Origin of the sequence: Kitasatospora viridis, from assembly GCF_007829815.1 — a bacterium.
In the GTDB taxonomy this organism is placed as follows: Bacteria; Actinomycetota; Actinomycetes; order Streptomycetales; family Streptomycetaceae; genus Kitasatospora; species Kitasatospora viridis.
The window spans coordinates 5,676,499-5,698,379 of record NZ_VIWT01000001.1 but is presented as its reverse complement, the minus strand read 5'-3'; the positions used below and the strand labels follow the sequence as shown (position 1 = coordinate 5,698,379).

Sequence of the window (21,881 nt, the reverse complement as noted above, 5' to 3'; positions counted from 1 at the left end):
GACCGGCCATCCGGTCGGCCTCTCGACGGAGTGGACCCGCTCAGCCGCGGCGGCTCGTCCGGGTCCACTCCAGCAGCGCGTCCGCCGTCCAGGTCGTCACCACCCGCTCCGCCGGCACCCCCGCCTCGGCCGCGCGCAGGCACCCGTAGTCCTGCCAGGCCAGCTGGCCGGGCGCGTGCGCGTCGGTGTCCACCGCGAACAGGCACCCCGCCCGGACCGCCTCGCCCAGCAGCCGCAGCGGCGGATCCAGGCGCTCCGGACGGGAGTTGATCTCCACCGCGGTCCCGTGCTCCGCACACGCGGCGAACACCGCCGCGGCGTCGAAGGACGACTCCGGACGCGGCTTGCCGCCGCCCCGCACCCCGCCCTCCGCACCCAGCAGCCGCCCGGTGCAGTGGCCCAGCACGTCCACCAGCGGGTTGGCCACCGCCGCCAGCAGCCGGCGGGTCATCGGCCCGGCCGCCATCCGCAGCTTGGAGTGCACCGAGGCCACCACCACGTCCAACTCGGCCAGCAGCTCCGGCTCCTGGTCCAGCGAACCGTCCTCCAGGATGTCGCACTCGATCCCGGCCAGCAGTCGAAACGGCGCCAACTCCACCTTGAGTTCCGCCACTTGGGCCAGCTGCTCACGCAACCGGGCCGCGCTCAACCCGTGCGCCACCGTCAGCCGCGGCGAATGGTCCGTCAACACCGCCCACTCGTGGCCCAGTTCACGAGCGGTGCGGGCCATCACGGCGATCGGGCTGCCCCCGTCCGACCAGTTCGAGTGCAGGTGGCAGTCACCGCGCAGCGCCGCCCGCAGCTCGGCCGCCGCCCCCGAGAGCTCCGGCAGCACACCGGGCGCCCGCAACTCGGCCTCGGCCAGGTACTCCGGGATCTCCCCCGCCAGCGCCTGCGCCACCACCTTCGCCGTCACCGGCCCCACCCCGGGCAGCGCGGCCAGCCCCGCCTCCGTCCTGGGCAGCCCGGTGCGCGGGCGCAGCGCGTCCGCCGCGTTGCGGAAGGCCTGCACCCGGTAGGTCGAGGCCTGCTCGCGCTCCAGCAGGAAGGCGATCCGCTCCAGGGCCGCGATCGGGTCCATCGGCTCCATGCCGACATCATCGGCCACCCCGCCCGCGCGTCGCGGCCGACGCGCCGCGCGCGGTGCCACCATCGGTGCCATGCCCGATCCGACGGCCACCGTCACCGAGGTAGCCGGCCGCCGCCTGCGCCTCACCCACCTGGACCGCGTGCTCTACCCCGGCAGCGGCTTCACCAAGGCCGCGATGCTGCACTACTACACCCGGGTCGCGCCCGCCATGCTGCCACAGCTGATGGGGCGCCCGGCCAGCTTCCTGCGACTGCCGGAGGGGGTGGACGGCCAGCGCTTCTGGGCCAAGCGGGTACCGCCGGGTGCGCCCTCCTGGGTCCCGCGGCTCCAGGTGACCCATCGCCAGGAGACGATGCCCCAGGTGCTGGTGGACGACCTCCCCACCCTCCTGTGGGCCGCCAACCTGGGCTGCCTGGAGTTCCACGTCCCGCAGTGGCACACCGATCCGGCCCTGCACGACCGCCTGATCATCGACCTCGACCCCGGGGACGGCGTCGGCCTGCTGGAGTGCGCCGTCGTTGCCCTGACGGCCCGTCAACTCCTCGCGGACGACGGCCTGACGGCCTTTCCGAAGACCGCCGGCAGCAAGGGCCTGCACCTGAGCGTCCCCCTGCACCCCACCCCCGCCGAGGCGGCCGGCCGCTACGCCCGCGACCTGGCCCGCCGCCTGCGCGAGGCGCTGCCCACCCTGGTGGTCGACCAGATGGCCAAGGAACTGCGGCCCGGCCGGGTCTTCGTCGACTGGTCGCAGAACAACAGCGCCAAGACCACCGTCGCCGCCTACTCCCTGCGCGCCCGCCCGACCCCGTCCGTCTCCGCCCCGCTCACCTGGGCGGAACTGGCCGCCGCCCGCCGCCCCGCCGACCTCGTCCGCACCCCGGAAGCGGTCGCCACCCGCCTCGCCGCCGACGGCGACCCGCACGCGGCACTCGCCGACCCCGACACGGCGAAGGCGCTGCCCTAGCTAGGACACGGCGCGCAACCTGCGCCCCTTGCCACGCAGGGCCTCCACCAACTGCTCCCGGTTCATCGAGGACCGCCCGGGGATCTCCCGCTCGGTGGCGAGCCGGTACAGCTCGGCCTTGGTGAGGCCGTCCAGATCCGGCTCAGGAGTCCGCTCCTCCGCCTTCCCCGCTCCCTCCCCTTCCCCCGCCTGCTGCAGGCTCCGCTCCAGCACCGCCATCAGGTCCACCACGTTGGTCGACTCCGGCGCCGGCTCCGCAGTCACCACCTCCTTGCCCTCCAGCTTCGCCTCCACCAGCTCGCGCACCTGCGCGGTGTAGTCGTCGCGGTACGCCTCGGGGTCCCACTCGGTGCTCAGCGCCTCGATCAGCTGGCAGGCCACCGCCAGCTCCTTCCCGGACGGCTCGACGGCCTGCTCCGGCAGGTTGTCGATCTCCCGGTGCGGATCACGCACCTCGTCCGCGTAGTGCATGGTCTGCAGCACCAGCACATCGCCCTCCACCCGCACCGCCGCCAGGTACTGCTTGCCCCGCATCACGAACGTCGCCAGCCCGGCCCGGTTGGTCTCCGCCAGCGCCCGGTGCAGCAGCCCGTACACCTTCGCGTACTCCGCACCGCGCGGCCCCAGGTAGTACGTCTTGTCGAAGTAGATCGGGTCCACCTCGGCCAGGTCCACGAAGCCGCCGATCTCGATCGACTTGGACCGTCCGGGTGAGATCCGGTCCAACTCCTCGGGCTCCACCACCACGTACTCCCCCTCGGCCAGCTCGAACCCCTTCACGATGTCCCGGTACCCCACCTCCTCCCCCGTCCGCTCGTTCACCCGCTGGTTCCGCACCCGGTCCGACGTCCCCCGCTGCAACTGCCGGAAGTGCACCCCATGGTCCTCGGTCGCCGAGAACAACCCCACCGGCACCGCGACCAGCCCAAAACTCAACGTGCCCGTCCAAATCGGCCTGGCCATCGCCGCACCTCCGCTCCACACCCCGTCCCCCCATGGTGCGCCCCGTCAGGCCGCCCGGGCCCGCCGACCGGCCATCCAGACGTAGACCAGGATCCCCGCGAACAGGAACAGCACCCCCTGGTACACCGCCGCGTACCCCGCACCCGCGAGCAGCCAGAGCGAGAAGGCGAACGCGCCGAGCCCCAGGGCCGCGTCGCGTGCCAGGCGGCCGCGGCTGACGCGGTCGGCCTCGCCGCGGATGAGCCAGTAGAGCTGGGCGGCGGTGGAGAGGAGGTACGGCACGGTGGCGGTGAAGGAGGTGACCAGGACGAGGATCTCGAAGGCGCCCTTCGCGCCGGAGGCGAAGTTGAGGACGGTGAGCAGCGAGGCGAGGCCGACGCTGATCAGCACCCCGTAGACCGGGACGCCGCGGCGCTGGACGGCGAAGACGGACGGGAAGAGGCCGTCGCGGGCGGCCGCGTACGGGGCTTGGGCGGCGAGCAGGGTCCAGCCGTTGAGGGCGCCGGTCATCGAGACGAGGGCTGCGACGGCGATCGCGGTGCCGCCCCAGGAGCCGCCGAACATGGCGTCGACCGCGTCGGTGAACGGGGCGGTGGAGTGCACCAGTTGGGTGTGGGCGACGGTGCCGAAGACGGCGAGGGTGCCGAGCAGGTAGACGACGGCGGCGCCGACCGTGCCGAGCACGCTGGCCCGGCCGACGTTGCGTTCGGGGTCGCGGACCTCGCCGGCGCTCATCGCGGCGGACTCGACGCCGAGGTAGCTGAAGAGCAGGATCGCCGCCGAGGCCGACATACCACCGAGCCAGCCGCTGCCCGAGGCGTCGAACGGGCCGACTTTGGACGGGTCGAAGAAGAACAGCCCGCCGATGGCCACCAGTGCCAGCGGGATGAACTTGAGGACGGTGGAGACGACTTGGACCGCTCCCACGTACCGGGTGCCCGCCAGGTTCGCCAGCGCCGGGAGCCACTGCAGCACCAGCGCCGCGCCGATGGTCAGCGGCAGCGAGTGCTGGATCGGGAGCAGGACGTCGAGGTAGCCGACGGCCGCGACGGCCAGCGCGGCGTTGCTGACCCAGGTGGTGATCCAGTACGACCAGGCGGACAGGAACCCCGCGAAGTCGCCGAAGGCCTCCCGCGCGTAGACGTAGGGTCCGCCGGTGCGCGGGTTGCGGCGGGCGAGCTTGCCGAAGACCAGGGCGAGGGCGATCGCTCCCACGGTGAGGACGGCGAAGGCGAGCAGGCTGACGGTGCCGTAGGGCGCGACGGCCGCCGGGAGCATGAAGATGCCGCCGCCGATGATGTTGCCCATGACCAGCGCGGTGGCGGTCGGCAGGCCGAACCGGCGGACCGTGCGCCGAGCGGGTGCGGCTGCTTGGCGTGGGAGGACCGGGGTGGTCTGCATGGGGGTGGTGGGCCTTTCCTGGTACCGCGTCGGATCGGTGGCAATCGTCGCGTAACGGACAGCTGCCACAAAATCGCCAGGAATCATCCGTCATGCCTGGTCAGCGCCCGTAAGACTTGCGGCGAACGGGACTGGTGACGATCACTCGTCCGGTCCGGCAGCGGACGCGCACGCCAAGGTCCGCCGACTGTCCGGAAATGGCCGAAAGTTGTCCAACCACCTTTGTCGGCAAGCTTGTTACCGGCGAGTCATAAGCCCATTCTGAACCCATCTGGCATGGCCCGGGCAATCCCCACTCCCCCGGGCCGGCCGCTCTCCCCCACCGAACGACGGAGCAGGAGAAACCCCCCATGAGAACGAAGTCCCTCCTTTCGCGCGCCTCGATCGTGCTCGCCGCCGGCCTCGCCCTCGCCGGTCCGCTCGCGCCGCTCGCCTCGGCGGCCGACACCCCGGTGGACTACGCCTGCCAGGCAACCCCGCCGCTCGGCTCGGCGCAGAACTTCGACCTCCCGGCCGGCGTCAACGCCACCGCGCCCGCCTCGGTGGCGGCCGGCAGCCAGTTCAGCATCACGCTGGCGCCGGACGCGCTGACCGTGCCGAGCTCGGTCAGCGGGTACAGCGTGCAGTCGATCGGCGACATCCAACTCAGCATCCCCGTCCCGGCGAACGCCACGCTGAACAGCGAGTCGCTCTCCGGCGGCTCCGGGATCAGCCAGGCCGCCGTGTCTGTCAGCGGCAGCAACGTGGTGCTGACGGTGAACGACTCCCTGCCCGGCGGCAGCACCTTCACGCTGCCCGCCGTCACCCTGAACCTCACGGCGGGCGCGTCCGGCGGCACGGTGCAGACCACGCTCGGCGGCACCGGCTACAGCGACCCGGGCCTGACCTTCTCGGCGACCGTGCCGGTCGCGTTCTTCACGGTGAACGTGCCGACCGCCTGCTACCCGGCGGCCGCCACGGTGCTCAGCTCGACGACGATCGACTAGCGATCGACTAGCGATCGACTGGCGATCGGCGATCGGCAGTCACCGACCGGCAGTCACCGGTCAGCGCTCGGCCGGTGCGCGGTGCAGGCGGAAGGCGTCCGCGAGGACGGCCCGGGCCAGCACCCGCACCGGTCCGCGCGCCGCCACCCGTCCACTGGTGAGGACGAACTCGGTGGTGCCCAGGTCCGGCAGCGCCGCCTGCTGCGGCAGCTCGCGCAGGCCGGGCGGGATCAGGCTGCGGGCGTGCGGCACCATGCCGAGCCCGGCCAGCGCGGCGGCCCGCACGCCGGAGAGGCTGGTGCTGGTGCAGGCGATCCGCCACGGCCGCCCGTCCCGCTCGCAGGCCTCCAGCGCGCGGGCCCGGGTGAAGCTGGGCGGCGGGTAGACGATCAGCGGCAGCGGCTGCCCCGGATCCGCCCGGAGCTCCTCGGTGCGGAAGTCCTCGGCGCCGATCCAGACCAGCCGGTCCTCCCAGACCAGCTGTCCGGGCAGCTCCTCGCCCGGTGCCCGCTTGCCGAGCACCAGGTCGAGCCGCCCGTCGGCCAACTGCTCGTACAGCACGGCGCTCAGACCGACGGTGAGCTCCAGGTCCACCTGCGGGTTGCTGCGCCGGAACCCGCGCAGCACCTGCGGCAGCTCGGTGTGCACGAAGTCCTCCGAGGCGCCGAACCGGACCCGGCCGCGCACCTGGGTCCGGGCGAAGTAGCCGACCGCCTGCTCGTGGGCGTCCAGGATGCTGCGGGCGAAGCCGAGCATCGCCTCGCCCTCGCCGGTCAGCTGGACGGAGTGGGTGTCGCGCAGGAAGAGCCGGCGGTCGGCGGCCTCCTCCAGGCGGCGCACGTGCTGACTGACCGTCGACTGGCGCAGCCCGAGGCGCTCGGCGGCACGGGTGAAGCCGCCGGTTTGGGCGACGGCGAGGAAGGAGCGCAGGTGAACCGGGTCGAACACGCGCTCATTCTACTACGCTCATCACAAAATGTGATGACAGTCAGTGCGGCGAGCGGGATTCACAATCACCCAGGTGAGCGGCAGGCTGAGGGCATCCCCGGTCCGCCCGTCGCCACGGAGCACCCATGCCCCGAATACCCCTGCCCCGCCCCCGCGCCCTCCGGCTCCCCCGCCTCGACCCGTTCATCGCCTCCCTGCTCGCCACCATCGCCCTGGCCGCGCTGCTCCCGGCCCGCGGCGCGGCCGCACCGGCCGTCGCCACCGCGGCGGACGCGGCCGTCGCCGTGCTCTTCTTCCTCTACGGCGCCCGGCTCTCCGCCCGGGAGGCCCTGGAGGGGCTGAAGCAGTGGCGGCTGCACGGCGTGGTGGCCGCGGTGACCTTCGGACTCTTCCCGCTGCTCGGGGTGGCGGCGAGCCTGCTGGTCCCGGGGGTGCTCACCCCGCAGCTGTACCAGGGGCTGCTCTTCCTCACCCTGCTGCCCTCCACCGTGCAGTCCTCGATCGCCTTCACCTCGATCGCCCGCGGCAACACGGCGGCCGCGGTGTGCAGCGCGACCTTCTCCAGCCTGTTCGGCATCGTGCTGACGCCGCTGCTGGCCGCCTTCCTGCTGCACACCAAGGGCGGCGTCTCGGCGGGCACGGTGCTGCAGATCGCCGAGCAGCTGCTGCTGCCGTTCGCGGCGGGGCAGCTGACCCGGCGCTGGACGGCCGGGCCGATGCGCCGGCACCGCGCCGTGCTCGGACTGGTCGACCGGGGGTCGATCCTGCTGGTGGTCTACAGCGCGTTCGGCGCGGCCGTGGTCGGCGGGGTGTGGGGGATGCTCTCGCTGCCCCGGCTGGGAGCGCTCCTGCTGGTGGAGGCGGCGCTGCTGGCACTGGTGCTCGGCGCCACCCTGCTGCTCGGCCGGCGGCTGGGCTTCGCCCGCGCGGACGTGGTCGTCCTCGTCTTCTGCGGTTCGAAGAAGAGCCTGGCCAGCGGGGTGCCGATGGCCAGCGTGCTCTTCCCGGGCGCGGCGGCGGGGGCGCTGGTGCTGCCGCTGATGCTCTTCCACCAGGTGCAGTTGATGGTGTGCGCGGTGCTGGCCCGGCGCTGGGGTGCCCGGGCGGCGGCGGCCGAGCCGCAGGACGCCGCCCGGGTGCCCGCGCTGACCTGACGTGACGCCGTGGCAGGTGACGTATCGTCGGACCCGATGGCGACTCAGCTGACCGACGACCTCGGGCACCCCGTCCGGCTGCCGCGCCCGGTGGCCCGGGTGGTCTCGCTGGTGCCCTCCCTGACCGAGGCCGTCGCCGCCACCGCGCCGCAGCTCCTGGTCGGCGCGACCGACTGGTGCACGCACCCCGCCGACCTGCGGGTGACCCGGATCGGCGGGACCAAGAACCCGGACGTCCAGGCGGTCCGCGCGCTCGCCCCCGACCTGGTGATCGCCAACGAGGAGGAGAACCGCGCGCCCGACCTGGCGGCCCTGCGCGCCGCGGGCGTCCCGGTGTACGTCACCGAGGTCCACACCCTCGACCAGGCGCTCGACTCGCTGGACCGGCTGCTCACCCGGGCCTGCGGGCTGCCCCGCCCGGACTGGCTGGACGCGGCGGCCGCGGCGTGGGCCGGGCCGGAGCCGGCGGTGGCCGTGCGCACCGCCGTCGTCCCGATCTGGCGCCGCCCCTGGATGGTGCTCGGCCGTGACACCTTCGCCGGCGACCTGCTGCGCCGACTCGGCGTGCGCAACGCCTACGCGGACCACCCCGAGCGCTACCCCGCCGTCCCGCTGGCCGAGTTGCGGGATCGGGCAAGCGATCTGGTGGTGCTGCCCGACGAGCCGTACCGCTTCACCGCGGCGGACGGCCCGGAGGCGTTCCCCGGCGTCCCGGCCGCCTTGGTGAGCGGACGTCACCTCACCTGGTACGGGCCTTCACTGGTGACGGCCCCGTCCGTTCTACGCGCGCAACTCGCCGACTGCCAATTGCGGTGAATCCGGCCCATCGCCCTCCCCCAGACCGACGAATGAGGCTAGGCTAGCCTTCCTTAGGGTGCCCTTGCCTGTCGGCTCCGGCGCAGCCTTCCCCTGCCATGCGCCATCACGGCCGTCCTGGTCGGACGACGAGGCCCACTACGAGGACCAGTTCAAGGAACAGCCCGTGCCCGTACCCACCCCCGGCAGCGAGTCGGCGGAGCGCGCCGCCGCCTACTGCTGGCCGAGCCGCCCGACCTCCGGCGGCCGCCCCGACCACCGGGACGCACTCGACACCCAGGTGCGCCAAGCCCGCGAGCAGGCCGCCGCGCTCGGGCTCTCGCTCGGCGCGCAGCACGTCTTCACCGACACCAGACCGCCGAACTCGCCCGAGGAGGCGCCGGGTTGGACCGCGCTGCTGACGGCGCTGCGGCGCGGCGAGGCGAAGCACCTGCTGCTGCCGGACGGCGCCCGGCTCGACCGCCTGCCGTGCGCCTTCGCCGAGTTGCTCGCGCTCGCCGAGGAGCAGCGGATCCACCTGCACGGCCACCCGGCCGACCTGAACGACCCGGCGGTGCGCACCGCCGCGCTGCGCCGGGCCGAGCGCGCCTGCCAGGCGGCCCGGCAGGCCTCCACCCGGGCCCGAAAGGCGCACCGGCAGGCGGCGGCCGAAGGGCGCACGCACGGCGGCGGGTTGCGCAGGTTCGGCTACGCGCCGGGGATGACGGAGGTGATCGAGGCGGAGGCCGAGGTGGTCCGCGAGCTCTTCGCCCGCTTCCTGGCGGGTGATTCGCTGCGCTCCCTGGCGCTCGATCTGAACGACCGTCAGATCCCCACCGCCTACGGCAATCGCTGGACGGTGAGCGGGGTCGGCCGGCTGATCGAGGCACCCCGGTACGCGGGGCTGCGGGTGCAGGACGGCGGGGTGGTGCGCACGGCGGACGGCGGGTACGTGACGGCGGACTGGCCGCCGTGCGTCAGCGTCCAGGAGTGGGAGGCCGCCCAACAGGTGCGGGCCGACCGGGCGCAGGCCCAGGAGGCGGGCCGGCGGCCGCGGCGCGACTACCCGCTGACCTCGCTGCTGCGCTGCACCCGGTGCGAGCGGCACATGGTGGGCTCCGCGATCGGCGGCTACCCGACCTACGCCTGCACCTCCAACAGCAGCCTGGAGGCGGAGCACTGCTCGCGGCACATCGCCGCCGAGTCGCTGGAGAGCCATGTCGCGGAGCGGGCGATCGCCCTGCTCGAAGCGCTCGACGAGCCCGCGCTGGACGGTGTGCCGGTCGGCGAGGCGGCCCGGTTCGGTTGGTCCAGACTGAGTCCGACCCGCCGGGCCGCGGTCTTCCGGCACTTCTTCTCCTGCATCCGGATCGGGCCCTCCTCGACCAGCCGCAGCGTCTTCGACCCGACCCGGATCGAGCTGCTGCCCCGCCGGCCGTTCACCGACTAGCCGTCACCTCCTGGCGGTTCGCGCAGGGTGCGGAGTCTGCGCTGGTACTCCTCGTCGTCCAACTCCCCCCGCGCGTACCGCTCCGCCAGGATCCGCTCGGCCTCCTGGCCGGGTGGCCGAGCGGTCGGCGCCGGGCCGCCCCAGCTCCCGCCGCCGGGTGCGGCCAGCGGGTGGGCGCCGTGGCCGGCCCGCGAGCGCAGGGCCAGCACGATCAGCACCACCAGCAGCACCACCAGTAGCCCGAGGCCGACCGCGAACAGCCAGAACCCCGGTCCCCAACCGACGTGTCCACCGAAGTGGTGGTAGTGGCGAACGAACATCTCACGCCGCCTCTCCTCGACCGATCACCTTCCAGTGTGCGCTCCTGACCCTGAGACGGCTGCGCGTTCGTGCGCACAGCAGCATTGAACGCGCAGAAATGGACTGCTAGCCTCCCCCAGACGGCCCTCTCACCAAGTTCTCATGCTTGCTTGGCTGTCATGATCACCTCACCCTCGTGCCCCTGGAGGTGGCATGCGCACCCCGCCCCGCCGCTCCACCACTGCACCGCCCACCCCCGGCCGCTGGCCACTGGCCGCGCTGACCGCCGTACTCGCGGTGCTCTGCGCACTGCTCGGCGGCCAACTCCCCGCCCGGGCGGCCACGCCGTCCGCCGGCACCCTGGCCCTCAACGGCACCCACGAGGTCGACTGGCAGGGCCACAGCTACGCCAGCGGCTCCGTCCCCGACCCCTCGCACTGCCCGACGCAGGCCCAGGACCCGACCGGCCAGACCTGCGACCACTTCGACCTCACCGTCGACGTCCCGGCGAGCCACTGGGCCGACGACCCGGACGGCGGCGTGCCGGTCTCCATCAAGTGGCCCGATCCGACGATGGAGTTCGACCTCTACATCTACGACACCACCGGCCACGAGGTGGCCGAGGCCGCGATGGGCGCCGACCCCTCGGTCGCGGTGATCCCGAACGCCTCGGGCACCTACCACGTGCTGGTGGTCCCCTACTCGGTGACCAACTCCGGCTACACCGCCACCGCGACCATCCCGCAGGCCACCACGGTCGGCAAGGCCACCGCCATCAGCCGCGCGGCGGACGGGAGTTACGCGATCCAGGCGGGCAAGGCAGTGGCCCGGATCGACTTCACCAGCGCCGACGTGTTCCGGCTCCAGCTCGCCCCGGACGGCACCTTCACCGACCCCGGCGGCAAGGAGATGATCCCTGACCCGCCGTCAACCAGCAAGGACACCAGGCAGTTCGACCACGGCGACTACTGGGGCATCGGCACCAAGGACCTCACCCTGCGGGCCTACAAGAACCCGCTGCGGTTCGCCCTCTACCGCGCCGACAACCGCACCGTGGTCTGGCAGGAGACCCGCGGCCTGACCTGGACCGCCGACGCGATGCAGCAGACCCTGGCCCGCGGCCCGCAGGAGCAGTTCTTCGGCGCCGGCGAGCAGAACGGCAGCCTCTCGCACCGCGACCAGAGCGTGCACGTGGCCAACGACTACAACTGGAACGAGGGCGGCTACAACAACTCCCAGCCCTTCTACCTCTCCTCCAACGGCTACGGCGTCTTCCGCGACACCTTCGCCCCGGGCCTCTACGACTTCGGCGACCCGGTGCGCACCTCGGAGCAGGAGAGCCGGTTCGACGGCTGGTTCATGGCCAGCCCGGGCAAGCCGGACCTGAAGACGGTGATCGGCCAGTACACCGACCTGGTCGGCAAGCCGTTCATGCCGCCGGTCTACGGCCTGGAGCCGGGCGACTCGGACTGCTACCTGAACAACGCCAACCGCGGTCAGCGCCACACCCTGGACGCCCTCAAGGTGGCCGACGGCTACACCGCCAACCAGACCCCGCTCGGCTGGATGCTGGTCAACGACGGCTACGGCTGCGGCTACGAGAACCTCCAGCAGGTCGGCCAGGGCCTGCGCGACCACCACATGCAGCTCGGCCTGTGGACCTCCACCGGCCTGCCCAACCAGGGCCAGGAGGTCCAGGCGGGCGTGCGGGTGAGGAAGTTGGACGTCGGCTGGGTCGGCCCCGGCTACCAGTTCGCGCTGGACGGCTGCATGCAGGCCAAGCAGGGCATCGAGCAGAACAGCGACGCCCGCGGCTTCGTCTGGCTGCCGGTCTCCTGGGCCGGCGCGCAGCGCTGCGGCGTGCTCTGGAGCGGCGACCAGACCGGCACCTACGACTACGTGCGCTGGCAGATCCCGACCTACGCGGGCGCCACCATGTCCGGCATCGCCTACGACACCGGTGACGTCGGCGGGATCTTCGGCTCCGACCCCCGGGTGGAGACCCGGGACCTGGAGTGGAAGACCTTCATCCCGACGATCATGACCATGGACGGCTGGGCGGCCACCGACAAGCAGCCCTGGCAGTTCGGCGAGCCCTACACCTCGGTCAACAACAAGTACCTCCAGCTCAAGGAGCGGCTGCTGCCCTACCTCTACACGCTGGCCGCCCAGGCCCACCGGAGCGGTGTCGGCGCGGTCCGCCCGCTGGTGCTGGACTACCCGAACGACCCCAACACCTGGGGCGACGCGGCCAAGTACGAGTTCCTCAGCGGCGACGACTTCCTGGTCGCCCCGGTCTACGACTCCTCGAACACCCGCAACGGCATCTACCTGCCGGCCGGCACCTGGGTGGACTACTGGACCGGCAAGACCTACCAGGGCCCGACCACGATCAACGGCTACCAGGCCCCGCTCGACACCCTGCCGCTCTTCGTGAAGGCGGGTGCGGTCGTGCCGATGTGGCCGCAGGGCACGCTCTCCTGGCAGACCCGGGACACCTCGAAGCTGGACTACGACATCTACGCCCAGGGCGACTCGCAGTTCAGCCTCTACGAGGACGACGGCACCACCCGGGCCTACCAGCAGGGCGCCAGCGCCACCCAGCAGGTGACCGTCCGGGCGGCCGGCCAGGGCCACGGCGCCACCGAGATCACCGTCGGCCCGAGCGTCGGCTCCTACACCGGCAAGCCGGTCGCGCGGTCCTACGGGTTCAGCATCCACGTCGGCGCCGCACCGGCCGTGGTGCTGCTCGACCACCGGCCGCTCCCGGCCTCCGCCTGGAGCTGGGACCAGGCCACCGGGACGGTGCACCTGACCACCCCGGCCGAGTCCACCGGCAGCGGCTTCTCGCTGCTGCTCGCGGGCGCGGGCGGCCTGGGCCGCTGACCCGCCGAGGGCGCCCCCGCCACCGCTCCGGTGGCGGGGGCGCCCGACCCGCCCCGATGGGATGATCGGACCCATGGGCCCCGACCAGCGGTTCTCCCCGGAGCGGGCCGGCTCGCCGGCCGGCCCCGACCCGCTCGCCTTCCTCGACGACCGGGCCGCCGCACGCCTGCTGACCACCCTGACCGACCCCGCCGCACCGGCCGACCCGGGCACGCTGGCCACCGTGCTGGCCGACTACCGCCTGGTCCGGCAGGTGCTCGACCACGCGATGCTCGGCGTCGCGGTGTTCGACCGGCACCTGCGCTACCGCTACGTCAACCCGGTGCTCGCGGCGATCAACGGCGTGCCCGCCACCGACCACGTGGGCCGCCGGATCGGCGAGGTGGTGCCCGACATCGACGTGGCGGCGGCCGAGGCCACCCTGCGCACGGTGCTGGCCGACGGCCGGGCCCGGGCGCACACCGTGCGCGGCACCACCGCGGCCGGTCCGCCCGACGAACTCCGTTGGTGGCACAACGCCTTCCACCGCCTGGACGGCCGGGACGGGCGCCCGCTCGGCCTGGTGGCGATGGTCCTGGAGATCACCGAGGACCGCCGGATCCGCGAGGCGCTGGACCGCGCGAGCACCCGGCTGGCGCTGCTGGAGGAGGCCGCCACCCGGATCGGCACCACCCTGGACGTCGAACAGGCCGCCCAGGAGCTGGCCCGGCTGCTCGCGCCCCGGCTCGCCGAGATCGCCTCCGTGGACCTGATCGACCACCAACTCTCGCAGCACGAAGGCCTGCTGATGATGCGTCGGCTCGCGCTCAGCGGCACGCCCGAACTGATGCGGGCCGGCGGGCTGTTCGGCGCGGCAGGCACCGTGCAGCGGCCGCAGCCGGGCTCGGCGCTGGCCCGCTGCGTCGCCTCGACGGCGCCGGTGGTGCTCAACTTCGCGACGGACGAGGAGATCCGCGGCGCCGCCGCGCACGCCGACCGGCTCCCGCTCTACCGCAGCTTCGACCTGCACTCGGCGGTCTTCGTGCCGCTCACCGCCGGCGGCACGGTGCTCGGCGTGGTCTCACTGGGCCGCACCGGCGCCGCCCCCGGGTTCACCCCGGACGAGGTGGCGCTGATCGCCGAACTTGCCGAGCGGGCCGGCTCCGGGATCGGCAACGCCCAGCGCTACGCCCGCGAGCACGAGACCGCGCTGGCCCTGCAACGGGCCCTGCTCTCCGAGCCGATGTCCCCGCACCCCGACGTGGCCTGCGCGATCCGCTACCTGCCGGCCGGCGCCACGGCCGAGGTCGGCGGCGACTGGTACGACACGGTCGCGCTGCCCGGCGGACGGACCCTGCTGGTGGTGGGTGACGTGATGGGCCACGGCCTGGACGCGGCGGCCACCATGAGCGAGTACCGCTCGCTGATCCGCGCGCTCGCGCTGCAGCGCCGCTCCCCGAGCGGAATCCTCGACGAGGCCGCGCGGATCGTCGAGGCGCTGGCGCCGGAGCGGGTGGCGACCTGCGTGCTGGCCCTGCTCGATCCGCCGGCCGGCACCTGCACGCTGGCCAGCGCGGGCCACCTGCCCCCGCTGCTGCTCGGCCGGACCGGACCCGCCCGGCTGGTCCCGCCACCGGTGGGCCCGCCGCTGGGCGCGGGGCTTGGCGGCTACCGGTGCGTCACCGTGCCGTTCGACGCGGACAGCACCGTGCTGCTCTACACCGACGGGCTGGTGGAGCGGCGCGGCATCGACATCGAGGAGTGCCTCGCCGCGCTGTGCGCGCTCCCACTCGACCCGGCCGCTCCGCTGGAGCACCTGATCGACACCGCGCTCACCGGCCTGGCGGCCGGTCACGGCGAGGACGACGTGGCGGTGCTCGCCGCCCGCTGGAGCGGCACGGGGCCCACGTAAGAGATGAAAATGGCTCTTGCCTGTTACTCACGCATGCGCCAAGCTTTGTAACACCTGCCGACCGGGCAGGGTCCTTACCGGATCTCAGGGGGAGAGCCATGTCCAGCACCAAGACCACCAGCACCAGCACGACCGCCGGCACCGCGGCCGCCGACCGCGCCTACTGGGACGACTGGCAGCGCAGCTGGGACGCCCAGCAGGGCTGGTACCTCCCGGACCGCGAGGAGCGGTTCCGGGTGATGATCGACCTGGTCGAGGCCGTGGGCGGCCCGCACGCCCGGGTGCTCGACCTGGCCTGCGGCACCGGCAGCATCACCGAGCGGCTGCTCGCCCGGCTGCCCGGTGCGAGCAGCGTCGGCGTCGACCTGGACCTGGCCCTGCTCGCCATCGCCGAGGGCCACTTCGCCGGCGACGGCCGGTTCACCCTGGTCACCGCCGACCTGCGCGACCCCGACTGGGCCGCCGCGCTGCCCGAGGGCCCGTTCGACGCCGTGGTGACAGCCACCGCGCTGCACTGGCTGGCCACCGACGACCTGCTGCGGCTCTACCGCGACCTGGCCGGGCTGCTCCGCCCCGGCGGCGTCTTCCTCAACGCCGACCACTGCCCGCAGCCCGCCACCCCGCGGCTCAACGAGCTGGTGCGCACGGCCGAACAGCGGCGCCAGCAGGCCGAGTCGGCGGCCGGCGTGCTGAGCTGGGCCGAGTGGTGGCAGGCGGCGGCCGCGGACCCGCGGCTGGCCGAGGCGGTGGCCGCCCGCAGCGCCGTCTACCGCGACCACAAGGACGGCGACGTCCACACCACCGAGTGGCAGCTGGAGCAGCTGATCGCCGCCGGATTCGGCGAGGCGGGCCTGGCCTGGCGCTCCGTCACCGACGCGATGACGGCCGCCGTCCGCTGAGCCGCTGTCCGCTGAGCCGCCGTCACCGCCGCTCGCTGACCCGTCGTCCACTGACTTGCCGTCCGCTGACCCACCGTCCGCCGGCGCCCCATCAGCCGGCGGCCCGTCAGCCCAGCGCCCGGACCTCGGCCAGCACGTCCAGCAGCGGCGCCGGATCGGCCGCCTCGGGCCCCGTCACCGAGAGCCGGTCGACCACCCCGGCGTACCGGCGGTGCAGCTCCCGGGCGACGGCGGCCGGCTCGCCGGCCACCGCGAAGGCGTCGAAGACCTGATCGTCGATCAGGTCGCCCATCTCCGCCCAGCGCCCGCGCACCGACATCCGGTGCAGCTGCTCGTGCAGCTCGCCCCAGCCGTGCGCGTCCAGCACGGCCCGGTAGGCCGGCGTGGAGGCGTAGAAGGCGATCCGCTCCGCCACCCCGCGGCGGTTCGCGGCCAGCTCCTCCTCGGTGCGCCCGGTGGCGGTCAGCACGTTGCCCACCACCTCGAACGGGCGCCGCGTCCAGGCCGCCCCGGCCACCTCGGCCCCGGCCCGGGCGGCCCGCACCCGGGGCAGCACGCGCTCCGTCAGGTAGGCCACCGAGCCGAAGGGGTGGCAGATCAGGCCGTCGGCGACCGCGCCGGCGGCCTCGGTCATCAGCGGGCCGACGCCGGCCAGCAGGATCGGCGGGGTGCCCTGCGGCACCGGCCCGGGGGCGAAGGCCGGGGTCATCAGCGTGTGGGTGTAGAAGTCGCCCCGGAAGGACAGCCGTTCACCGGTCTGCCAGCTGTGCCAGATCGCCCGCACCGCCGCCACGTACTCGCGCATCCGGGCCGCCGGCCGGTCCCAGGGCATGCCGAACCGTCGGACCACGTGCGGCTTCACCTGGGAGCCGAGGCCCAGCACCGCGCGCCCGCCGGAGAGTTCGTGCAGTCCCCAGGCCTGGTAGGCGAGCGCCATCGGGGTGCGGGCGAAGGCGATCGCGACTCCGGTGGCCAGCTCGATCCGTTCGGTCCGGTCGGCCACCCGGACCAGCTGGAGGAACGGGTCGTGGGTGGTCTCCGACATGCTGAACCGGTCCAGACCACGGTGCTCCGCGGCGGCCGCCAACTCGGGCGCGCCGGTGGGCCGACCGGTCGCGGTGACGTCCAAACGCAGTTCGGTCATGTTTTTTCCTCCTCGGGACGGCGTTTCGTGAACCGAATACGAAACTGTATTCCGAGTCCTATTCACTGAATGCCGCAGCACCGCAAGTTCAACTTCGCATGGCCTCTGACCTGCGAATATCACGATGTAAGCAGTTCGTTAGTGTTCCCCGTTGACCTGCGTTAACCCACTCTGCTTTGCTTCAGCACCAGCAGGCGGTTGTGGTGATGGACAGTCAATTCCTGACCGAATCGATTCCGCCTCCACACGCAATGCGCTCGTCCTTTCCCCACAAGGGACCAGTCCGCGTTCCCACACGTGGACGGTCGGTTCACGAGAGAGGCTCCCACACCTCATGGGTCAGTCCCCCGCCCCGCGCCGCGCGAAGTTCGCGGCGCTGACCGGCATAGCGACGCTGTCGCTGGCCGCCGCCGGCCTGTCGATGATGGCCGCTCCGGCCCAGGCCGCTGCCGCTCCGGCCGCCACCTCGGGCCAGGCGCACCACAGTGCCGCCTTCGCCGGCTCGACGGTCAAGAACGAGTTCAACCCCTACAGCGCCTCGATCAACGCCAGCAAGGCCCCGGGCGTCAAGGCGTACGAGGCGCACCGCCGTTCCATCCTCGCCAACCAGGCCACCGCGGCCGCGACCGGCGCGGAGACCCTCTCCTACGGCGGCGGCGTCGACGGCATCGGCGTGCAGAGCGGCCACTCCAAGGTCTACCTGGTGTTCTACGGGACCCAGTGGGGTACCCAGACCACCGACGCCAACGGCAACGCCAAGTTCTCCGGCGACTCGGCCGGCGCGGCGGGTGCGACCCAGCAGATGTTCAAGGGCATCGGCACCAACAACGAGACCTGGTCGGCCGACCTGACCCAGTGGTGCGACGGCCCGAACGTGGCCTCCGGCGCCACCAGCTGCCCGGCGAACGCCAACTTCATCCCGTACCAGGCCGGCGGTGTGCTCTCCGGCGTCTGGTACGACAACTCGGCCGCCTCGCCGTCCGCCGCGACCGGCAACCAGCTGGCCCAGGAGGCCATCAACGCCGCCGGCCACTTCGGCAACACCACGGCCGCCGCGAACCGCGACGCGTACTACATCGTCCTGTCGCCGCACGGCACCGACCCGGACAACTACCAGGACCCGAACACCGGTTACTGCGCCTGGCACGACTGGAACGGCGACACCACCCTCACCGGCGGTGCGGCGAACTCGCCCTACGGCGACATCGCCTTCTCGAACCAGCCGTACAACATCGACCAGGGCGCCAACTGCGGCGTCGGCTTCGTCAACTCGCCCGGCACCCTCGACGGCTACACCATGACCCTGGGTCACGAGTGGCACGAGATGATGTCGGACCAGAACCCGGCGGGCGGCTGGACCAACCACACCGGTGACGCCACCTACAACGGCCAGGAGAACTCCGACGAGTGCGCCTGGCTGAAGCCCGGCACCACCGGCGGCGCGGCCATGGTCACCTTCGCCACCGGCACCTTCGCCGAGCAGGCGAGCTGGTCGAACGACACCAACGCGTGCTCGATCTCGCACCCGATCCTGAACCACGGCGGCGGCACCGGTGGCAACACCGTCACCGTCACCGGCCCGGGCAACCAGAGCGGCACCGTCGGCACCGCCGCCTCGCTGCAGATCAACGCCTCGGACTCGGCCTCCGGCCAGACCCTGACCTACGCGGCCACCGGCCTGCCGGCCGGCCTGTCGATCAACTCCTCGACCGGTCTGATCTCGGGCACCCCGACCGCCTCCGGCTCCTCCTCGGTGACCGTCACGGTGACCGACGGCACCGGCGCCACCGGCTCCACCAGCTTCACCTGGACCGAGGCCGGCGCGACCTCCTGCGCCAACCCGGGCCAGCTGCTCGGCAACGCGGGCTTCGAGTCCGGCTCCGCCTCGCCGTGGACCGCGACCTCCGGTGTGATCAACAGTGACACCACCAGCGAGCCGGCCCACAGCGGCAACTACGACGCCTGGCTCGACGGTTACGGCTCCGCCCACACCGACACCCTGGCCCAGACGGTCACCGTCCCGGCCGGCTGCAAGGCGAGCTTCTCCTTCTGGCTGCACATCGACACCGCCAAGACCGGCACCACGGCCGCCGACAAGCTGACCGTGACCGCCAACGGCACCACCGTGGCCAGCTTCTCCAACCTGAACGCCAACTCCGGCTACGTCCAGGAGACCTACGACCTCTCGGCCTACGCCGGCCAGAGCGTCACCCTGCAGTTCAAGGGCGTGGAGAACTCCTCCTCCGCCCAGACCAGCTTCGTGATCGACGACACCGCGCTGACCGCGAGCTGACGCTCAACCAGTGACGAACCGCAGGGCCGTGGCGATCGCCACGGCCCTGCGGCCTTTTCTCCACTGGCTCCCCCGGGGGCCGTCGGCGCGATGTCTGTCAGGGCGGCGCACCGACAACCCCTGGGCGGGTGGGTCGGCCGACCCTCAGCGGCCTCCCACTCCCGCCACCGGTCAAGATCCGGTGCGCTCAGCGTCGGGCGCGACCGATAGCCGATCTTCACCTCGGCGGGACACCGCAGATGCTAGAACATTAATCATCACAAGTCACCACTGATTCTGTTGGAACTTGTTTGACGCCGCTGCGCTCCCCCGCACCCGCCCCCACCCGCGCTATGGTCCCCTGGCAGGCAACGCCCCTAGGGAGCAGTGGACATGACGATCCCCCTGGTCGACCTCACCGGTAAGAGCTGCCTGGTCACCGGCGCCGCCAGCGGAATCGGGAGGGCCACCGCCACCCTCCTCGCGCGGCTCGGCGCCCGGGTGCTCGCCACCGACGTCAACGCGGCGGGCCTGGCCGCGCTGCACCGGGAGCTCGCCCAGACCGGCCTCAGCACCGCCACCGCCGACGTCACCGACCCCGAGGACGTCCGCCGCGCCGTCGCCACCGCCGTCCAGCGGCACGGCAGGCTCGACGTCGCCGTCGCCAACGCCGGTGTCCTGCCGCTCTCCGACGTGCTGGAGACCACGCCCGAGGACTGGGACCACGTCATGGCCGTGGACGGCAAGGGCATGTTCCTCACCTGCAAGTACGCGATCGAGGCGATGCGGCGGACCGGCGGCGGCGCCATCGTCTGCGTCTCGTCGATCTCCGGCCTGGCCGGCCAGGCCCGCCAAGCCGCCTACGGCCCGGCCAAGTTCGTCGCCTCCGGACTCACCGTGCACCTCGCCGTCGAATGGGCGGCCCAGGGCATCCGGGTCAACGCCGTCGCCCCGGGCACCATCACCACCGAGCGGGTGCGCGCCCTGGCGGACGAACCCGGCGGGCCCGAGTACCTCACCGAGATGGCGGCCGCCCACCCGCTGGGCCGGCTCGGCGCGCCGGAGGAAGTCGCCCGCGCGATCGCCTTCCTCGCCTCCGACGCCGCCTCCTTCATCACCGGCGCGGTGCTCCCGGTGGACGGCGGCTACCTGGCCCGCTGAAGCCGCCGGCCCACCAGGTAGAGCTCGCAGCCCAGGCAGTACCCGAACGCCGCGTTCAGGAACGCGGCCGCCAACGCCAGCCCGCCGGCCGCGAACCCCAGCCACGGCAGGCCGCCCGCGAACCCGGCCACCCCCACCAGCGCGAACCCCAGCCCCACCACCTGGGCGAACCGCGGCGGCCGCGGGTCCTCCAGCTCGCCGGGCGGTCCCAACCGCGGCCGGACCAGGCGCCGGTACAGCCACCCGTACGGCGAGCGCCCCGCCACCCCGAGCGCGAACACCGCCGCCTGCGCGGCCAGCAGCCACCCGCTACCGGTCACCAGCACCGCCGCGAGCAGCACGGAGGTGAGCGCGGCGGCGAAGCGCGGCCCGCGCGGATCGATCAGCCCGAGGTCCATCCGCCGACCCTAACGACCGCTCAGCCCCCGGCGCCCGGCCCGCCGCACGACTGCCATCAGGCGTAACACCCCCGTCACACCCGCCCACCACACTGGGGCGGTGACCACCACCGGCACCGCCGTCTGCGCCCTGGTGCTCGTGCTGGCGAGCCTGTTCGGCTGGCGGCGCGCCGCCCGCGACGGCCGCCTGCGCACCGCCGACCGCCGCACCCGGCTGACCCCCGAGGAGCTCGGCGCCCCGCTCGGCGAACGCGCCACCCTGGTGCAGTTCTCCACCGAGCACTGCGGGCCCTGCCGCCCGACCCGCCGGCTGCTCGGCGAGGTGGCCACCGCCGTCCCGGGCGTGGCCCACATCGACCTGGACGCCGACCGGGCACCGGCCCTGGTCCACCGGCTGAACGTGCTGCGCACCCCGACGGTGCTGGTGCTCGACCCGGCGGGCGTGCTGCTGCACCGCAGCACCGGGGTGCCGCGCCGCGCCGAGCTGCTGACCGCCCTCGGCGCCGACTGACCCGAGCCCCCGTCAGCCCGACCTGCCGTCAACCCGACCTGCCGTCAACCCACGACGCCGTCAGACGCTACGCACCGTCAGGGCCCTTGCCCTCCGCCGCCCGCTCGGCCGCCCGGACCTCCGCCTCGACCTCGGCCGCCGGACGGCGGACCAGCCGGCCCCCGTGCGCGGCGGCCAGCGCGTCCGCCGGCGCCGGGTCGTGCTCGTGCACGTCGACGATCAGCATCGCGTGCCCCTCCGCCAGGTCCCGGCTGTAGACCAGCAGGCCCTCGGCGCCCTCCTGGAACTGCTTCAGCTCGGCCGCGCCGCCGATCACCGTGCCCGCGGTCCAGCCCAGCAGCACGCCGATCGGACCGCCGAACAGCCCGAGCAGCCCGCCCAGCAGCCCGGTCGCCACGGTGGGCCGGCCGGCGCCGCGCACCCAGCTCTCGGGCGTGTCGAGGAGCCCCTCGGCCGACCGGGTGAGCACGGCGGCCTGCCGCACCCCGGGCAGTTCCTTCGCCTCCTCGAACGCGGCGTCGGCCGCCGCCCGACCGTCGAAGGTGATGAAGAGCATCGTGTTGGTCGCCTCGGCCATGGCCCGACAGTACGGCGCGCGGTGTGCACCGGGGGCGCGCGACACGCCTCACCGATTCGGTCCGCGTCATGGTGGTGACGGGCCCGGGAGC

19 protein-coding genes are annotated in these 21,881 nt (G+C 73.2%); 11 read left to right on the top strand and 8 right to left on the bottom strand.

The genetic code is table 11. The features are described 5' to 3' along the window. Positions 1–40: 40 nt before the first annotated feature. Positions 41–1,081, bottom strand: a complete 1,041-nt coding sequence (locus FHX73_RS25580; RefSeq protein WP_145908523.1) for a PHP domain-containing protein — start codon at positions 1,079–1,081, stop codon at positions 41–43. A 79-nt stretch (positions 1,082–1,160) separates the two neighbouring features. On the opposite strand from FHX73_RS25580, the gene ligD reads away from it, so the two are divergent. After that, a complete protein-coding gene (ligD, locus tag FHX73_RS25575; RefSeq protein ID WP_145907353.1) occupies positions 1,161–2,054 on the top strand; it encodes a non-homologous end-joining DNA ligase in 894 nt (297 codons plus the stop codon). On the opposite strand, the gene ku is transcribed toward ligD, so the two are convergent. After that, positions 2,055–3,017 (bottom strand): non-homologous end joining protein Ku, encoded by a 963-nt coding sequence (gene ku / locus FHX73_RS25570; RefSeq protein ID WP_145907351.1) that lies wholly within the window; start codon positions 3,015–3,017, stop codon positions 2,055–2,057. It lies immediately after the preceding gene. A gap of 45 nt (positions 3,018–3,062) precedes the next feature. After that, positions 3,063–4,418: an amino acid permease gene (locus FHX73_RS25565; RefSeq protein ID WP_145907350.1), complete on the bottom strand. Its 1,356-nt coding sequence runs from the start codon at positions 4,416–4,418 to the stop codon at positions 3,063–3,065. A gap of 350 nt (positions 4,419–4,768) precedes the next feature. On the opposite strand from FHX73_RS25565, the gene FHX73_RS25560 reads away from it, so the two are divergent. Further along, a complete protein-coding gene (locus FHX73_RS25560) occupies positions 4,769–5,404 on the top strand; it encodes a cyclodehydratase (RefSeq protein WP_145907348.1) in 636 nt (211 codons plus the stop codon). Positions 5,405–5,464: 60 nt separating this feature from the next. On the opposite strand, the gene FHX73_RS25555 is transcribed toward FHX73_RS25560, so the two are convergent. Next, positions 5,465–6,352, bottom strand: a complete 888-nt coding sequence (locus FHX73_RS25555; RefSeq protein WP_145907346.1) for a LysR substrate-binding domain-containing protein — start codon at positions 6,350–6,352, stop codon at positions 5,465–5,467. A 125-nt stretch (positions 6,353–6,477) separates the two neighbouring features. Between FHX73_RS25555 and FHX73_RS25550 the strand changes: the two genes are divergently transcribed. The 3 genes from FHX73_RS25550 (at position 6,478) to FHX73_RS25540 (ending at position 9,751) form a co-directional block, all read left to right on the top strand. Next, on the top strand, positions 6,478–7,506 hold the full coding sequence (locus FHX73_RS25550; RefSeq protein WP_145907344.1) for a bile acid:sodium symporter family protein: 1,029 nt from the start codon (positions 6,478–6,480) through the stop codon (positions 7,504–7,506). Between the two features lie 36 nt (positions 7,507–7,542). Then, on the top strand, positions 7,543–8,322 hold the full coding sequence (locus FHX73_RS25545) for a helical backbone metal receptor (protein ID WP_145907342.1): 780 nt from the start codon (positions 7,543–7,545) through the stop codon (positions 8,320–8,322). A 166-nt stretch (positions 8,323–8,488) separates the two neighbouring features. After that, positions 8,489–9,751 (top strand): recombinase family protein, encoded by a 1,263-nt coding sequence (locus FHX73_RS25540; RefSeq protein WP_170305024.1) that lies wholly within the window; start codon positions 8,489–8,491, stop codon positions 9,749–9,751. On the opposite strand, the gene FHX73_RS25535 is transcribed toward FHX73_RS25540, so the two are convergent. Next, positions 9,748–10,071, bottom strand: a complete 324-nt coding sequence (locus FHX73_RS25535; protein WP_145907339.1) for an SHOCT domain-containing protein — start codon at positions 10,069–10,071, stop codon at positions 9,748–9,750. The genes FHX73_RS25540 and FHX73_RS25535 overlap by 4 nt on opposite strands. Before the next feature lie 193 nt (positions 10,072–10,264). On the opposite strand from FHX73_RS25535, the gene FHX73_RS25530 reads away from it, so the two are divergent. The 3 genes from FHX73_RS25530 to FHX73_RS25520 all read left to right on the top strand — a co-directional run bounded on the left by FHX73_RS25530 (position 10,265) and on the right by FHX73_RS25520 (position 15,727). Continuing rightward, positions 10,265–12,937: a glycoside hydrolase family 31 protein gene (locus tag FHX73_RS25530; protein ID WP_342795318.1), complete on the top strand. Its 2,673-nt coding sequence runs from the start codon at positions 10,265–10,267 to the stop codon at positions 12,935–12,937. Between the two features lie 73 nt (positions 12,938–13,010). Next, entirely contained in the window at positions 13,011–14,828 is a 1,818-nt protein-coding gene (locus FHX73_RS25525; RefSeq protein WP_170305023.1) for a SpoIIE family protein phosphatase, read from the top strand. A 98-nt stretch (positions 14,829–14,926) separates the two neighbouring features. Next, positions 14,927–15,727 carry a class I SAM-dependent methyltransferase gene (locus tag FHX73_RS25520; RefSeq protein ID WP_145907336.1) on the top strand — a complete coding sequence of 267 codons (801 nt, stop codon included), beginning with the start codon at positions 14,927–14,929 and terminating at the stop codon, positions 15,725–15,727. Between the two features lie 106 nt (positions 15,728–15,833). Here the strand turns inward: FHX73_RS25520 and FHX73_RS25515 are convergent, their stop codons facing one another. After that, positions 15,834–16,871: a TIGR03617 family F420-dependent LLM class oxidoreductase gene (locus FHX73_RS25515; protein WP_246213709.1), complete on the bottom strand. Its 1,038-nt coding sequence runs from the start codon at positions 16,869–16,871 to the stop codon at positions 15,834–15,836. Positions 16,872–17,205: 334 nt separating this feature from the next. Between FHX73_RS25515 and FHX73_RS25510 the strand changes: the two genes are divergently transcribed. Both FHX73_RS25510 and FHX73_RS25505 read left to right on the top strand, forming a co-directional pair. Further along, on the top strand, positions 17,206–19,164 hold the full coding sequence (locus FHX73_RS25510) for a putative Ig domain-containing protein (RefSeq protein WP_145907334.1): 1,959 nt from the start codon (positions 17,206–17,208) through the stop codon (positions 19,162–19,164). A 372-nt stretch (positions 19,165–19,536) separates the two neighbouring features. Continuing rightward, a complete protein-coding gene (locus FHX73_RS25505) occupies positions 19,537–20,304 on the top strand; it encodes an SDR family NAD(P)-dependent oxidoreductase (protein WP_145907332.1) in 768 nt (255 codons plus the stop codon). Here FHX73_RS25505 and FHX73_RS25500 read toward each other — a convergent pair. Beyond that, on the bottom strand, positions 20,289–20,702 hold the full coding sequence (locus tag FHX73_RS25500; RefSeq protein ID WP_145907331.1) for a DUF4395 domain-containing protein: 414 nt from the start codon (positions 20,700–20,702) through the stop codon (positions 20,289–20,291). The two genes, FHX73_RS25505 and FHX73_RS25500, sit on opposite strands and share 16 nt — an antisense overlap. A 100-nt stretch (positions 20,703–20,802) precedes the next feature. Between FHX73_RS25500 and FHX73_RS25495 the strand changes: the two genes are divergently transcribed. Beyond that, positions 20,803–21,213, top strand: coding sequence for a thioredoxin family protein (locus tag FHX73_RS25495; RefSeq protein WP_145907329.1), 411 nt, complete (start codon positions 20,803–20,805; stop codon positions 21,211–21,213). Positions 21,214–21,280: 67 nt separating this feature from the next. Here the strand turns inward: FHX73_RS25495 and FHX73_RS25490 are convergent, their stop codons facing one another. Then, a complete protein-coding gene (locus tag FHX73_RS25490) occupies positions 21,281–21,790 on the bottom strand; it encodes a histidine kinase (RefSeq protein ID WP_145907327.1) in 510 nt (169 codons plus the stop codon). Positions 21,791–21,881 lie beyond the last annotated feature (91 nt).